The sequence below is a fragment of the Sorangium sp. So ce406 genome, from assembly GCF_051474675.1.
Classification (GTDB): Bacteria; Myxococcota_A; Polyangia; order Polyangiales; family Polyangiaceae; genus Sorangium; species Sorangium cellulosum_G.
In genome coordinates, this window is the sequence record NZ_CP150340.1 from 11,241,924 (window position 1) to 11,256,087 (window position 14,164).

Genomic DNA, 14,164 nt, shown 5'->3' on the forward strand with positions numbered 1-14,164 from the left:
TGGCGCGGACGGCTCGCTCGGGGTCGGCCGGCCGGACGCGGCGCGATGTGCAGCCCCTGCGCGCCGGTGCGTCCGGGGAGCCGCCAGGCCGGGGTGAGATCGCGGATGCCGCAGCGCATCCCGGGCGCGGGCGCCGGCGAGCGCGCCGATGCGCTGGTGGGGAACAGCGGTTGCAGCGCGGGCCACATGGAACGCTCCAGCGCAATCCGGTTCGACACGGAGAGGGTCGCCCGTCCCCTCAGCGAGCGAGCTCACCTCAGCGCCGGCGCGGGTTCCGCGGCGCCCGCGGGGCCTGCCGATCAGATCGAGCACAGCAAGGAGCGGCTCGCGCGCGACATGGTCGCGGCCAGGGCGAGGTGGGGCGCCGTCGAGGGCGGGGCAGAGCGCACGGCCCGGCACGTCGCCATCGCGGCGGCCGCTCTGATCGCCGTCGTGGGGGCCGTGGCGGCGGCGGCGATACGCTCCCGCCGCAAGCGCTGGCGACTCTGGTGGTGACGGGGGATCGCTCCCGCGGATCTCGTCTTTCGGCGCCAGGAGCCGCAAGGTGAGCTCGACCCAGGGTGAGCTCGACCCGGGTACCGCTTGCCTACCGCGCTCGCGGGGTGAAGCGAGAGGTGATGGCGTCCAGGATGTCCTGGATCGACAGGGCAGGAGGCGGGTCGTCCGGGGTGTCGAGGGCTCTATCCACGTAGTGCCCGAGGTACTCGGTCGTGACGAGCGCCGTGAGCGCGTTCGTGACCGCGCCGGCCAGCGGGAGCAGCCCCAGGGTCAAGCCGAGCATGAGGCGAAGGGCGCCGCCGCCCCAGATGATCTGGTGGATCTGAGACCACGCCGCCTTCGCGAGGGGCGCGCCTCGCTCCTTCGCGAGCGACGCCGCGAGCATGTACTGGATCGGAATGACGAACAGCTGGTCCGAGGCCGGGAGAGGCTGGACGATGAAGCTGATGCCAGCGGCGCCAGCCGAGAATGCGTGCGTGGTGAGCCGTGCGCCGAGCCTCATGAAGGAAGCGTAACGCCCGCTCGGCCGTCGAGAAGTGTCTCACGCCGCTCGTCCGGGCGCGGGGCGCGGGGGCGATGTCCCGCGTCTCCCGCTTCTCACCGGGCGCCGCGCCATCCTCCTTGATCCCCGGCGACGTCTCCACACACCGCCGTGACCCGCTCTCTCTCGGCGGGAATGCCGTTCATGGGTCAATGCATCCGTTGTCCTGCGCATGGTGCCGGTGATCGGGCTGCGCGCGCTGATCGACCGGCTCGTGCTGGTATCGCTTCCACGGCGTGCGGACGTGAGTCATGGGGGCGACGATCACGCCGCCCGCCGCGGAGATCAGCTCGCCGAGCGCCAGGCGATCGACGCTGTCCGCGCGGTCCTGTCACGAGCGCGCTCGCGCCTTCCCCAGCGCCGTCCACCCTTCCGGGAGCGAGAGCGCGAGAACGGCAGCGCGAAGCGCACCTGCGCCGGGAAGACCGTGACGCCCGCGGTCATCTCGCCCGCCGAGGATCGCCCCACGCGTCGTGGCCTGCCTCATGACGTCGCCCCCTCGAAGCTTGCGCTCGCCGCGCCTTCGTGCGCCCGGCCCGCCCGGGCTGCGGCGCCGCCGGCCCTCGCGATACGTCATGAGAGCGTGCAACCTGCGTGCCTCGCGTCGAAGACGACGTTTGCGCGGCCCTGTCCGCGCTCTCCCCCAATCGCCCCGAGGAGAGCGAGCCGTGCTCGTCGGTGCGCCAGCCCGGCGGCGCGGCTGCGCCCATCGTCGCGGCGGACGCGGGTCTGCGGGCCAGGGAGATCGCGGACCTGCGCAGGAGGGGCGTCGACCGGGGGCGGGGATGTTGATCGTCCGTTGACAGGGGTGGCCGGAAAGGGCACAAAAGGGAGCAGTTTAGGGCATTTGGAGGAGTGGCCGAGCGGTCGAAGGCAGCGGTTTTGAAAACCGCCGTTGGGGCAACTCAACCAGGGGTTCGAATCCCTTCTCCTCCGCTGGTTTCTGCAAGGATGTCGAGTAGTTCGCGCGGTCCGGGATGTGGACGGGAGCAGACAGGCGTGGACAGGTCTGGACGCAGGTTCTGGCAAATTTCTGGCACGGCAGGTCCCTGATTCCGGGCCTAGCTGTGTGAGTCGGCTCACGATGCGGGCGGCCCGGATTCACGGTCGCCCTGCGACGAGCTCTCTCGAGAGCCCGTGGGCCTGGTGACGCATCGACCGGATGCGTCGTGCTTGGGGCACGGGTCTCCCCGAACTTTGGCGACCTCGCTGCTACTGCCGGAGCACGCACATCCAGCCCAGCGCCTAGCGAGAGGCTTGGCGCCGGCCATCGCTAACGGGCAGGGCACCACGGCGACGTTGTGGCGGGCGTGCGAGACCACCGCTTTGCGAAGTGAGAGCGCTTTGAGGAGAACGATCCGTCCAACTTGGACGGAGGGCTCAGGGGTGCGCGGGTTTCGGACGAAAACGTGATCGAGATGGAGCGCGAGGCAGATCGGATCTGCCCCCTTGTCAAAAGGGCAACCGAACCCTGTCCGGCGAGGTCCGGCTGGTGCCCACCGAAGACGTGGTTGTTCCCATGACGTGGTTGTTCCCGAGGGGTGAATGCGCCAGCGCGGCGGCATCACGTCGATCATCGAGTCCATCCGGGAAATCGGCCTCATTGAGCCGATCATCGTCCGGCGCGACACGCCATGTCGCGCGACCTCCACCATGTCGCGTGGACGGCGGCCGTTTGGACGAGCTCAGTAGTGTACAGCTATACGGTAGGATGCCTTCCGCTTGGTGCCAGTAGTGTACAGCTATACGGTAGGATGCCTTCCGCTTGGTGCGACGTCGCGGTAATCGCAGGCGTTTCACGAGTGGAAGGCCTGTCTGATCGCATAAGGCCCGTTCTGTCGATAAGCTCGTACAGTCGGACTGCACGAGCCAGGAACGGCTCCGAGAATTGTGACTTTGCGGAACGCGTTTGCTTGTCCCATCCGCCAAAGCGCTTGACGACGCTGAGCGGCTGGGCGAGGACAGAGTCACCATGAGGCGTTGGCTACTGGCTTTGGGCGTGTGCGTTTCCACCGCGGCGTGTGGTAACGGATCGAATGGGGACGCTGCCGCGAGCGGGGGCGCGGTTGGCACGGACAGCGGTGGGACGGGCAGCGGGGGCACGGCCTCCGGTGGTGCGACGGGCTCTGGGGGAACGGCCGAAAGCGGCGGCGCATCCAGTGGTGGGGCTGGCGGCTCGGCGTCGGGCGGCTCGAGTGGGGCCACGGGTGGCGCGGCTTCGGGCGGGCCATCGGGCAGCGGCGGCACGACCGGCAGCGGCGGCACGACCGGTAGCGGCGGCACGACCGGTAGTTGCGTCGGCGACCCGTTCCCCACGGCCGATCCTACCAAGACGGGCCCCTTCTCGGTCACCGCAGACAAGAACGTCGGCCCCCTCGCCGGCGTCGTTCCCGATCCGATCTATGGGGACGAGCAACAGCGCTTCAACGTGTACCGCCCGAGCAATATCGCAACCAGCGGCCACTGCCATCCGATCCTGATCTGGGCCAATGGCTACCGGGACAATCCGGAGCAGAAACCGCCGAAATGCGTCGTCAACGCCGGCAACAATCAGTGGTGCGGACAATACGGACCGATCGTCAACCATCTCGCGTCCCACGGTTTCGTCGTGGTGGCTTCTCTCAGCACCGCGACCGCCGAAGGCGATCCTCTTCCCACGACCGCGGGCCTCGATTGGATCTTGGAACAAGCCGAGGATGCGAGCAGCCCGTACTATCACGCCCTCGACACCACGAAGATCGGCCAGCTTGGCCATTCCTATGGGGGCATGTCGACTTGCAAGACGGCCTCCGATCCCCGTTTCTCGGCCCTCGGCACGATTTGCGGCACCAGTGCCCTCGAGGGAGTGCATACCCCCATGTTCTTCTTCTGCGGGGGGAAGGACTCCACGGTGCAATGCAGCAGGGTCCACGATGTCTTCAAGACGGTCACCGATCAGCCCGCGTTTTTCCTCAACGAGCTCAACGCGGATCACGGTAGCTGGGTCTATCAGGGCGCAAATGGCGTGTCCCTGTCGTCGGCCGCGGCCTGGTTCCGCGTTCATCTGATGGATGACACAGCGAACAGGAACTTCTTCTACGGCGACAACTGCAAGTTCTGCACCGATGGCCGCGTGCAAGCAGAGCAGAACGCCCTGATGGAGGGCCCCTGAGCGACGGGGCCGATCTGGCTAGGCTTCACTGACTCACGAACGTCGTCACGCTCATGGCTTCGAGGGCCATCGGGAGCGTGGCGTCCGTTACGGTGACGGGAGTTCCTTCGGCCCAGTTCTTCGAAGCGGCGTCACGAAGGGGACCATCGCGCTTGGCGCGGTGCCGCCTGCGAAGGCGAGGGGAACGGTCTGGGCGGAGGTTGTCTCGTTGATGGCGACGACGACGACTTTGCCGCTGTCGTTTGTGTAGGCGCTGACGAGGACCTTTTCCGGGAAGACGCCGGTGACGGCACCAGGTCTTCGTCCATGTCGCCTCCGGTCACGACGCTGTCGCCGAGGATGCTGCGATCGGCGAGCAGCTCGTCCAGCCGACTCCGGATCTGGGCTTCCTCTGCCGGGTGATCAGCGAGGATCTGGCGGCCGAGATCCGTCAGCGCGTCGCCGTCCCCCTGACGCTCCGTGGCCGCGAAGGAAGAAGGGCAGCTTGAGCAGGGCGAGGTGCGCGAGCCGTCGGAAGCCCTCCTCGGGCGAGGGGAGGACCTCTCCGTCGGGCAAGCGGATGGAGAAGGCTTCCATGTTCCAGGGCGTTACGAGGGGCAATCCCGCGCGCTCGACGGCGAGCTTCAAGGGCATGCTCCTCTGGCGGAACTTCTCCTCGGCATCCTCGTCCCGTCGTCGCCACGTCCAGCACGCGACCGGAACGGGGACGACCTCGCCATCCAGCCGATCGCGCAGCCGGAGCGCCACCGTGGTCCACACGATCTCGCGGTTGGTCGACACGACGTTGATCTTGATGCCCACGAGGTGCCGGTAAGCGCCTTTCGTCTGCCACCAGGCCACGCTGAAGAGCAGCTCGGTGCTGCCGCCCGGCCAGGTGCACCGCAGGCGCACGGCGCGTGGCAAGGGCCCGTCCGCGGCCTGGTCGAGCCCCTCCAGCCCTCGCGCTGGCCACGGCGCCGAGGGGAGGCGTTCGACCGCAACGTGGACGGGCGCTCCCTCGACGGTGAGATCCATTGGCGCGGCGGCGTCGAGGAGAGATCGCAGCGCGCGCAGGGCGATGCGGTTGGCATCGGGGCGGTCGGCAGTCGCCTCCGTCGGCGCGCGCGTCGTCCCAGAGGCTACCAAGGGCGCTGCGGAGCTCATCGCTCGTTTCCTCCTGACCGGACGAGGTGCACGTGCGCGACGGGACCCGAAAATTCTGGCACCTAGAGCATCCCATGGCCGCCGCCCGCGCCCCCGCACGCATCGCCCCGACGAACGCACCGCTGCGCCCCCTCGCTCAGCAGACCTTCAGCCGCGTCGCCGGCGCGCCGCTCATCGCCGGCAACGCGGTCGATCTCTTGATTGACGGCCGAGCCAACTTCGACGCCTGGCTGGCCGCGATACGGGCGGCGCGCACCTCGATCCTGTTCGAGAACTACATCTTCGACGACGACGCGCTGGGGCGCGAGTTCCGCGAGGCGCTCAGCGAGCGCGCCGCGGCGGGCGTCCACGTCAGCGTGGTTCGCGACTGGTTCGGGTGCCTGGGCTCGTCGACGGACCGCTTCTGGAGCAAGCTGCGCGCGGCGGGCGGAGAGGTCCGCACCTACAATCCGTTCGGCTTCACCAGCCCGTTCGGCTGGGTAACGCGCGATCATCGCAAGCTGCTCGTCGTCGACGCCGAGGTCGGCTTCGTCTCCGGCATCTGCGTCAGCGGCAAATGGCTCGGCAATCCAGCGCGCCGCGTGTCGCCGTGGCGCGACACCGGCATCGCCGTGCGGGGGCCGGCGGTGCACGCGCTCGCCGTCGCCTTCGCCGACAACTGGGCGAGCCTCGGCGACAGCCTGCCCGCCGACCTGCCCGTCCTCACCGACGTTCCCGCAGCGGTGGGCCACGTGGACCTGCGCGTCGTGGCGAAGCTGCCGAGCACCACCGGGCTCTACCGGCTCGATCAGATGATCGCGGCGCTGGCGCAGCGATCCCTCTGGTTGACGGACGCGTACTTCGTCGGCATCGCGCCGTACGTCCAGGCGCTCGAGGCGGCGGCGCGCGATGGAGTCGACGTGCGCCTGCTCGTCCCCGGCACGAGCGATGTTCCGGCCATCGGTGCGCTGTCGCGGGCCGGCTATCGCCCGCTGCTCGAGGCCGGCGTCCGCGTCTACGAGTGGAATGGATCGATGCTCCACGCGAAGACCGCGGTGGCCGACGGTCGCTGGGCGCGCGTGGGATCGAGCAACCTCAACATCGTAAGCTGGCTCGAGAACTGCGAGATCGACGTGGCGATCGAGGACGAGGAGTTCGCCGGGCGCATGCAGGCGCAGTTCGAGGAAGACCTCCGCGGCGCGACCGAGATCGTCCTCCGCGCGCGACGCCGCGCCCTCCCCGGCAGACCGCGCCCCCCGCAGGCGGCCGGGACCGGGCGCTCCGCGGCGGGCGCCTTGCGCCTCGCGAACACCGTGGGCGCGGCGATCACGAACCGCCGCGTCCTCGGCGCGGCCGAGGGCGGGATCCTCCTCGGCGGAGCGCTCTGGCTCCTCGGCAGCGCGGCGATCGCCCTGTACTTTCCTCGTCTGCTCGCCTGGCCGCTCGCGGTGCTCGCGCTCTGGTCCGCGATCAGCCTGATCATCCGGTATGTGACCCTCGCCCGCAGAGCCAGGGCCACGGCCTCATCGCCTCACGCGCCGTGACGCGGTCGAGCTCGCCGACGTCGCCTGACGGCCTCAACGCTCCGGCTGGGCCCACTTGACGCATGGACGGTGCGGGATGAAAACGCGCCTGAAACGCAGCTCGTAACAACCTCGAACGGCTCCTCCTACCACCGGGATGTCATGGGAAGTTGCATCCTGCCGCCCGTTCGCCCGATCGAAGAGGGGCCATCGACTGGAGCGCAGACATGCTGAAGGTGGCGATCATTCTGGGGAGCACGCGGCCGGGACGGAACGGTGAGGCCGTCGCGAAGTGGGTCCATGGCGTGGCGACGAAGAAGGGTGGCGCCGAATACGAGCTCGTCGATATCAAGGACTTCGACCTGCCGCTGCTCGACGAGCCGGTGTCGCCGGCCATGGGACAGTACACAAAGCCTCACACCAAGGCGTGGGCGGCGAAGATCGACCCTTTCGACGCCTTCGTGTTCGTCACGCCGGAGTACAACCACGGCACCTCGGGCGCGCTCAAGAACGCGCTCGATTACCTGTACAAGGAATGGAACAACAAGGCCGCTTCATTCGTGAGCTACGGCAGCGCGGGAGGCGCCCGCGCCGTCGAGCAACTCCGGCTCGTGATGGCCGAGCTTCAGATCGCGGACGTCCGCGCGCAGGTCATGCTCTCCCTGTTTGACGACTTCGAGAACTTCAGCGTGTTCAAGCCCAATCCTCGCCACGAGAAGTCTGTTGGCAACATGCTCGACCAGCTCATCGCCTGGGCAGGCGCGATGAAGACCCTCCGCGGGAAGTGAGCGACGGAGCGACGCGTCGCCGGCCAGCCATCGAGGTGGCCGCACTGGAAATCCGGTGGCTCCGGTCGCGCCGGTCGCGCCGGTCGCATCCATGTCCCGCGACGCACCGCGCCGCGGGTGAGCGTTGCGCTCCCCAGAGGAACCGCCTACAGTCGATCGTAGCCTTGTGATCGGCGCGGTCATCGACGGCAAGTACCGGATAGCCAAGCTCCTCGGGGAGGGAGCGATGGGCTCGGTGTATGAAGCCGAGCACACCGCGACGGGCCGGCGCTGCGCCATCAAGGTGATCAGCTCGCTCGACCTGACGCGCGATCCGAGGATCGTTCAGCGGTTCCAGCGCGAGGCGCGCGCCGCCGGAGCCATCGACACGCAGCACATCACCCAGGTGCTCGACGCCGGGGTCGATCGCGAGACCAAGCTGCCGTTCCTCGCGATGGAGTACCTCTCCGGCGAGGACCTCCAGCACCTGCTGCTCCGCACCGGCCCGCTCGCGCCGCACGTCGCCCTGCGCATCGCGGTGCACTGCTGCCTCGGGCTGCAGAAGGCGCACGACGCGGGCGTGGTCCACCGCGACATCAAGCCGCACAACCTGTTCCTCGCGCGGCGCGACGCGGGCGAGATCATCATCAAGCTGCTCGATTTCGGGATCGCCAAGGTCAAGATGGACCAGGCGAACGACACCGAGGGGGCCGATCTCACCAAGACCGGCAGCCTCGTGGGCTCGCCGCTCTACATGTCGCCGGAGCAGGCCGTCGGGCAGCGCGAGATCGACCACCGCACCGACATCTGGTCGCTCGGCGCCGTCCTCTATCAGGCGCTCTCCGGGCGCACGCCCTTCCACGACATCAAGGCGCTCGGGCAGCTCATCCTCTCCATCTGCTCCGGGCCCGTACCGCCGCTCCAGGACCACGCGCCCTGGGTCCCGGCCGAGATCGCGGCCGTCGTGCACCGCTGCCTCCAGCAAGACCCGGCGCGCCGGTTCCAGAGCGCGCAGGACATGCTCGCCACGCTCCGGCCCATGCTGCCTTACGGGTGGGCCATCCAGGAGGACATGCTCGTCCCCCTGACCGAGGCCCACCGCCACCATGTGGCCCCGCGCCTCGGCGCAAGCGCCCCCGAGGTGCGGCAGAGCAACCCGCACGTGTCGCCGTCGATACCCCCCGCGAACGCGAGCGGCGGGTACCCGGCCGTCAGCGCCCTGGGGCTGCCGAGCGGCGGGTACCCGGCCGCGCCGAACGCGAACGCGAGCGGCGGGCACCCGGCCGCGCCGAACGCGAACGCGAGCGGCGGGTACCCGGCCTCCGACGGCTCGGCGCTGCGCAGCGGGGCGTATCCCGCCGTGCCGTCAGGCACCGAGGGCGGGCTCACGGCGTCGCGCTCGGGCAGCGCCGCGCGGCTCGGCCGGTCCGCCAAGGGCGTCGCGCTCGTCGCCGGCGTCGCTGCGCTCGGCGCCGTGGTGGGGCTCGGGGTGATGGCGGCGCGGCGCTTCTCCGCGACACCCGAGGCCGCCGAGGCGCCGCAGATCACGGCGCCGGCGCCCGTCATCCCGGCCAGCCAGGTCACGCCGCCACCGCCGGTCGCGGTCGTGGAGGCGCCGCCCAGCGCCACCGCGCCGCCCGAGGAGGCCCCGAAGCGGCGCGTGCGCGTCGTGATCTGGCCAGAAGACGCGCTCGTCGAGCTCGAGGGCGAGCGCACGACCACCAGCGACGGCGTGCTCGAGATCAACGGGCGACTCGGCAGCACGTACAAGGTCCGCGTGTTCAAGGGCTCGGCCCAGGTGACCACCGAGATCGCGATCACGGAGGGCGGGGCGTACCCGGCGAAGGTCGAGCTCCCTACCGTGCATGGACGACCCGGGCCCGCGCCGACGACGAAGGCGAGCGCCGCGCCGCCGCCGAGCACGACGCGCCCCGCGGTCCCTCCGGGGTTCACGCGCGACACCGACGAATTCAAGCAGTGAGCCTCCTTGGAGCAGGGCGGGACAGACGAACGTGATGGGCGAGCTTGAGCGGCCGTCGGCCGGGCGCAGCAGGTCGACGCAGGGATCCGAGACAGCCGATCTCCCGGGCTCGAGGGGCGCGCCCCGCCGACGCGCGTCCTCCGTGACGGCGATGGCGGCGGGGCTCGTGACCGCGCTCGCGCCGCTGACCGCCGGCGCGCAGCCCGGCGCTCCGCCCGCGCCCCCGCCGGGCGAGGCAGCGCCGGCCCCGGCGGGCTCCGGCGAGGCCGCGCCGGCGCAGGACCCGGCGGCGCCCCGCTCGCTGGGAGACGAGGTCCCGGTGTCCGAGGCCGTCCGCCAGGAGGCGCTCCAGCACTTCGAGAAGGGGATCGCGCTCCTCGGTCAGGGAGCGCTCGGGCCAGCGCTCGCGGAGTTCATGCTGTCGCGCAAGCTGTTCCCGACGCGCGCCGCGACGAGGAACGCGGCGATCGCGCTGCGGGAGCTGCACCGTTACGACGAGGCGCTCGACATGTTCGAGGCGTTCCTCCGCGATTTCAACGCGTCGGCCGCCGAGCGCACGGCCGTCCAGCGCGACATCGCCGAGCTCAGGGCGCGCGTCGGGACGATCGACATCACCGGCGCCGAGCCCGGCGCGTCCATCGTCGTGAGCGGCGAGGACCGCGGCCAGTATCCGCCCTTCAAGCCGATCCGCGTGCCCGCAGGGCCGCACGTGATCCGCGTGTTCAAGGAGGGATTCGAGTCGTTCGAGCGGCGCGTCGACGTCGCCGGCGGCCAGACGGTCCCGGTGCAGGCCAGGCTCCGCAGGCTCACGCGATCCGGCAGGCTGCGCGTCGTCGAGCGCACCGGCAAGACGGTCGACGTGCTCGTCGACAACGTCGTCGTCGGGCGCACGCCCTGGCTCGGCGCGCTGTCGGTCGGCAACCACATGGTGACGCTGCGCGGGGAGGGGAAGCTCGGCTCCCAGCCGACCGCCGCGCCCGTGCGGCCCCAGGAGCTCACCACGCTGTCGCTGCTCGCCGAGGAGCTCGACGCCTCGCTGCGCGTCAACCCCACGCCGCCCGGCGCGAGCGTGTGGATCAACTCGGTCAACGTCGGCAACGGCGTGTGGCTCGGCCGGCTGAAGGAAGGCCAGCACCGCGTCGAGGTGAAGGCCGACGGGTTCGTCACCGGGTCGCGGACCGTGACGCTCGACCGCGGGGAGCGCGAGGTGCTCACGCTGCAGCTCGAGCGCGACGAGGAGGCGCCGATCTGGCGCAAGCCGCCGAAGATCGCGCTCGACGCGAGCGCCTCGTTCCTGCTCGTGCCGACGCTCGGGGGCGATGTCGCGGGTTGCTCCGGGGGCTGCTCGAGCTCGCCCGGGCTCGGCGGCGCCGCCTTCCTCCACGGCGCCTACGAGCTCGGCTCGGGGCTCGGCTTCGGCGTCGAGGTCGGAGGCCTGATGGCGTTCCAGGGCGTCGAGGGCCGCGACGCCGAGCTCTACCCGGTGGGCGTGGCCGAGCCGGATCGAGGCCACGCGGACGACGATCTGCGGCTGAGCGGCGTGCTCGTCGGCGCGACCATCGGCTACCACGTGGAGCAGCGCTTCCCCCTGCAGTTCCGCCTCGGCGCCGGGGTGTTGCTCGGTCAGGTCCGCGACGAGCGCAGCGGCGATTTCACGGCGCGGGACGGCAGCGTGATCCTCGCCGCGCCGGCCGCATCGTTCTCGTCGGCCACGTACCTCTATCTGGATCCCGAGGTGCGGATCGGCGCCCGCTTCGCCGAGCATTTCGAGGTTTCGGCCGGGGCCAAGCTGCTGGTGCTCATCGCCCCCGAGCCGCCGAGGTGGGATCCGACGATCGAGATCCCGGCGTCGACCGACGGGATCGGCACCTACCGGCCCGAGCCCGTGATGGGCGACCTCGTGTTCATGGTCGCGCCCGGCGTGAGCCTCCGTTACGACTTCTGAACGCTAGGGCTGCTGCCCTTTGCGCTTGATGATCATGAACTGGACGCGCCGGTTCTTCTGGCGCCCTGTCTTGACGCGGTTGTCCCCGAGCGGCTGCTCGAACCCGTACCCCTTGGCCACGAGCTTCTCCCGCGGCACGCCGGCGGCCACGAGCCACGAGAGGACGGCATCGGCGCGCTCCTGGGACAAGGTCAGATTGAACTCCTCGGTCCCGTTGTCGTCCGTGTGCCCTTGCACCTCGACGAGCTCGATGTCCGGGTTCTGCAGGATGGCGTCGCGCACCTCGTAGAGGACCTCGTCGGAGATGGGGTCGACCGTCTGCGTGCGCGTCTTGCCATACGGGATGAACTGCACCGGCTTCGAGGTGGTGATCTCGTCGGCGTGCACCCGCACGAACTTCGGGCAGCCGTTCTGCCTCGGATCCTGGTCGGGCAGCCCGCGCTCCCTCGGGCAGGCGTCCGCGGCGCCGCGCACGCCGTCGCCGTCCGGATCGTCGGGGCAGCCGTTCTGCTTCGGATCGCGGTTGGCGGGCCCCTTGGCCGCTGGACAGGCGTCGGAGGCGTCGGCGATGCCGTCGCCGTCCGTGTCGCCGGGGCAACCGACCTTCTTCGGGTCGTCGCTCGCGGCGCCGGCCACCGTCGGGCAGGCGTCGATCCCGTCGTGGAAGCCGTCCTCGTCCGCGTCGTCCGGGCAGCCGCTCTTCGTCGCGTCGGCGCGCCGGACGCCCGGCGTGGTCGGGCACGCGTCGTCGACGTCGAGCACCGTGTCGCCGTCGCGATCCGCCGGAGGGCAGCCGTCCCTCGCGGGATCGGGCGACGGCTCGCCCTTCACGTCGGGGCAGGCGTCGATGTCGTCGTTGATGCCGTCGTCGTCCTTGTCGCCCGCCGCGGCGGCGGCCGGCGCGCGCTCGGGGGGCGCGGGCTGCGGGAGCGGCGCCCAGCCGATCATGCCGACGGCGCGGACGTTCGGCGTGCCGACAGCGTCGAAGAGGCCCGGCCCGGCCGCTGCGCCGAAGGTGAGGCCGCCGAGGACGCGCAGCTTGGCACCGAAGAGCAGCTCGGCGTTCACGCCGGCGTCCGCTCGGGTGGGCGGTGTGCTCGAGAGCTGGAGATCGTTTCCGAGCGGCGCCGCGCCGTACAGCTCGGCGCCGAGCTGGAGCAGATCCCCGGCGAGGAGGAGCCCCGCGGCGCCGCCGAACGTGAACAGCGGCGGGCTGTTCGCGCCGCCGCCGACCTCGACGCCGCCGCTCGCATTCCAGAGGAACGCGAGCGGCGCGCCGACGCGGCCGCCGAGGCTCGCGTGGAAATTGCCGCGGGCGGATGAATCGCCGGTGTACTGCGCCGGTGACCCGGTGGGCAGGAAAAGGTAACTGCCGATCCCGAGCTGGATGGGCCCCGCGTCCTGCCCGAGCAACCGGACCCGGGCGCCGAGGCGGAGATCGCCGACGACGGGCGCGTTCAGCTCGGTGAACTGCGCGTCAGAGAAGCCGGGATCGTCGCCGCCCTGCACGACGGCGAGCGGCGCGCCGACGGAGAGCAGCACGCGGTCCCAGAGCGCCAGCGAGGCGTCGAGGCGCAGGAACGCCTGCGAGGAGACGATGGCGACCTCGCGCAGATCGACGGCGCCCTCGGGGGGCGCGGTGCGGACCGGCCGATGGGAGTAATCGAACATCGCGTGGACGCGCGGCGTGAGCTGGCCGGGCGCGGCGGGGGAGGGGACGCCGAAGAACACGTCGCCGGCGGGCGCCGGCTCGAATCGGTCGAGCGCGAAGCCGCCGGTCGATTGACCCCTCGAAGCGCTGGCGAGCGTCAGCAGGAAGGACGCGGACGCTGCCGCTGCGATGGAGGACGACCTCATCAAGGGGCCACGATAGCGGGGGCGTGCGGCGGGGGGCAATATCCGGGTTTCCTCCCTGGGCCCATGCGATGACCTTGCGCGATGCCCTATGGGCAGGTGCCGAAGTCCGTGTTGGGGGCGACGCTGCGCGTGATATCCGCGGTCACGGTGGGGACGTCCTGCGTCCAGACGTGATCCTCGGCTTCTTTGCACTCTCCGTCGGCCACGAGATCCACGTACCAGTGCATCTTGTAGGCTTTGCCGCCGGGCACCTGCCCCATCACCGAGAACGCCCCCTCATCATCGATCGTGTCCGATGCGCTCAGGGTCGCCACGGTCTCGCCCACGGCGATGACCTCCACGTAGACGTCGGTTCCGACGTCGTAGGCGGGGGCGTACCCGGCACCACGCAGGGTGAGATTGAAGCTCTGGCCCATTGAGCCGCCGTCGCCGCCCGTCCCCGAGCCTCCGTCGCCACCTGTCCCCGAGCCTCCGTCGCCGCCTGTTCCCGAGCCTCCGTCGCCGCCTGTTCCCGAGCCTCCGTCGCCGCCCGTTCCTGTGCCTCCGTGGCCGCCTGTCCCCGAGCCTCCGTGGCCGCCCGTCCCCGTGCTGCCCTCGCCTGTGCTGGTGGTCGACGCCGAGCTCGCGGGCGGCTCGTCCCCTGACTCGTCACCGCCACACCCCGCGCCCGTGCCGGTGATGCCGAGTGCGCCCACCGCCATCCACACCGCGATCCACCGAGATGCCTGCATGAGGGTCCTCCTTGAAGCTACGTGAAAAGGTCGACGAACCGGACGGCT

General features: G+C 70.6%; 10 protein-coding genes, 1 tRNA gene and 1 pseudogene. 7 read left to right on the plus strand and 5 right to left on the minus strand.

Going from position 1 to position 14,164, the window contains the following annotated elements; genetic code table 11:
* The first annotated feature begins 105 nt into the window (after positions 1-105).
* Positions 106-495 carry a hypothetical protein gene (locus WME96_RS42305; RefSeq protein WP_437287199.1) on the plus strand — a complete coding sequence of 130 codons (390 nt, stop codon included), beginning with the start codon at positions 106-108 and terminating at the stop codon, positions 493-495.
* A gap of 91 nt (positions 496-586) precedes the next feature.
* Here WME96_RS42305 and WME96_RS42310 read toward each other — a convergent pair whose 3' ends face one another.
* On the minus strand, positions 587-1,000 hold the full coding sequence (locus WME96_RS42310) for a hypothetical protein (RefSeq protein WP_437287200.1): 414 nt from the start codon (positions 998-1,000) through the stop codon (positions 587-589).
* Positions 1,001-1,888: 888 nt separating this feature from the next.
* Here WME96_RS42310 and WME96_RS42315 point away from each other — a divergent pair.
* Positions 1,889-1,975: transfer RNA gene (locus tag WME96_RS42315), tRNA-Ser, on the plus strand.
* Positions 1,976-3,011: 1,036 nt separating this feature from the next.
* A complete protein-coding gene (locus tag WME96_RS42320) occupies positions 3,012-4,190 on the plus strand; it encodes a poly(ethylene terephthalate) hydrolase family protein (RefSeq protein ID WP_437287201.1) in 1,179 nt (392 codons plus the stop codon).
* Between the two features lie 87 nt (positions 4,191-4,277).
* Here the strand turns inward: WME96_RS42320 and WME96_RS42325 are convergent.
* Both WME96_RS42325 and WME96_RS42330 read right to left on the minus strand, forming a co-directional pair.
* Positions 4,278-4,448 (minus strand): annotated as a pseudogene (locus WME96_RS42325) (hypothetical protein); the annotation flags it as partial.
* A gap of 144 nt (positions 4,449-4,592) precedes the next feature.
* The gene (locus WME96_RS42330) at positions 4,593-5,333 is read right to left on the minus strand and encodes a hypothetical protein (RefSeq protein ID WP_437287202.1); all 741 of its coding nucleotides are present in this window, start codon (positions 5,331-5,333) and stop codon (positions 4,593-4,595) included.
* Positions 5,334-5,407: 74 nt separating this feature from the next.
* Here WME96_RS42330 and WME96_RS42335 point away from each other — a divergent pair, with 74 nt between their 5' ends.
* From WME96_RS42335 to WME96_RS42350, 4 genes are all read left to right on the plus strand, one after another.
* Positions 5,408-6,856 (plus strand): phospholipase D-like domain-containing protein, encoded by a 1,449-nt coding sequence (locus tag WME96_RS42335; RefSeq protein WP_437287203.1) that lies wholly within the window; start codon positions 5,408-5,410, stop codon positions 6,854-6,856.
* A 206-nt stretch (positions 6,857-7,062) separates the two neighbouring features.
* Entirely contained in the window at positions 7,063-7,623 is a 561-nt protein-coding gene (locus WME96_RS42340; protein WP_437287204.1) for an NADPH-dependent FMN reductase, read from the plus strand.
* Positions 7,624-7,789: 166 nt separating this feature from the next.
* Positions 7,790-9,583, plus strand: coding sequence for a serine/threonine protein kinase (locus WME96_RS42345; RefSeq protein WP_437287205.1), 1,794 nt, complete (start codon positions 7,790-7,792; stop codon positions 9,581-9,583).
* A gap of 151 nt (positions 9,584-9,734) precedes the next feature.
* Positions 9,735-11,528 (plus strand): PEGA domain-containing protein, encoded by a 1,794-nt coding sequence (locus WME96_RS42350; RefSeq protein ID WP_437292409.1) that lies wholly within the window; start codon positions 9,735-9,737, stop codon positions 11,526-11,528.
* A 3-nt stretch (positions 11,529-11,531) separates the two neighbouring features.
* Here WME96_RS42350 and WME96_RS42355 read toward each other — a convergent pair whose 3' ends face one another.
* Positions 11,532-13,385, minus strand: a complete 1,854-nt coding sequence (locus WME96_RS42355; RefSeq protein WP_437292410.1) for an OmpA family protein — start codon at positions 13,383-13,385, stop codon at positions 11,532-11,534.
* Positions 13,386-13,471: 86 nt separating this feature from the next.
* Positions 13,472-14,116, minus strand: coding sequence for a hypothetical protein (locus tag WME96_RS42360; protein WP_437287206.1), 645 nt, complete (start codon positions 14,114-14,116; stop codon positions 13,472-13,474).
* Positions 14,117-14,164: the final 48 nt, after the last annotated feature.

Coding starts and splice junctions, on each gene's coding strand:
- WME96_RS42305 (WP_437287199.1), top strand. CDS start 106: ATGCCGCAGCGCATCCCGGGCGCGGGCGCCGGCGAGCGCGCCGATGCG.
- WME96_RS42310 (WP_437287200.1), bottom strand. CDS start 1,000: ATGAGGCTCGGCGCACGGCTCACCACGCACGCATTCTCGGCTGGCGCC.
- WME96_RS42320 (WP_437287201.1), top strand. CDS start 3,012: ATGAGGCGTTGGCTACTGGCTTTGGGCGTGTGCGTTTCCACCGCGGCG.
- WME96_RS42330 (WP_437287202.1), bottom strand. CDS start 5,333: ATGAGCTCCGCAGCGCCCTTGGTAGCCTCTGGGACGACGCGCGCGCCG.
- WME96_RS42335 (WP_437287203.1), top strand. CDS start 5,408: ATGGCCGCCGCCCGCGCCCCCGCACGCATCGCCCCGACGAACGCACCG.
- WME96_RS42340 (WP_437287204.1), top strand. CDS start 7,063: ATGCTGAAGGTGGCGATCATTCTGGGGAGCACGCGGCCGGGACGGAAC.
- WME96_RS42350 (WP_437292409.1), top strand. CDS start 9,735: ATGGCGGCGGGGCTCGTGACCGCGCTCGCGCCGCTGACCGCCGGCGCG.
- WME96_RS42355 (WP_437292410.1), bottom strand. CDS start 13,385: ATGAGGTCGTCCTCCATCGCAGCGGCAGCGTCCGCGTCCTTCCTGCTG.
- WME96_RS42360 (WP_437287206.1), bottom strand. CDS start 14,116: ATGCAGGCATCTCGGTGGATCGCGGTGTGGATGGCGGTGGGCGCACTC.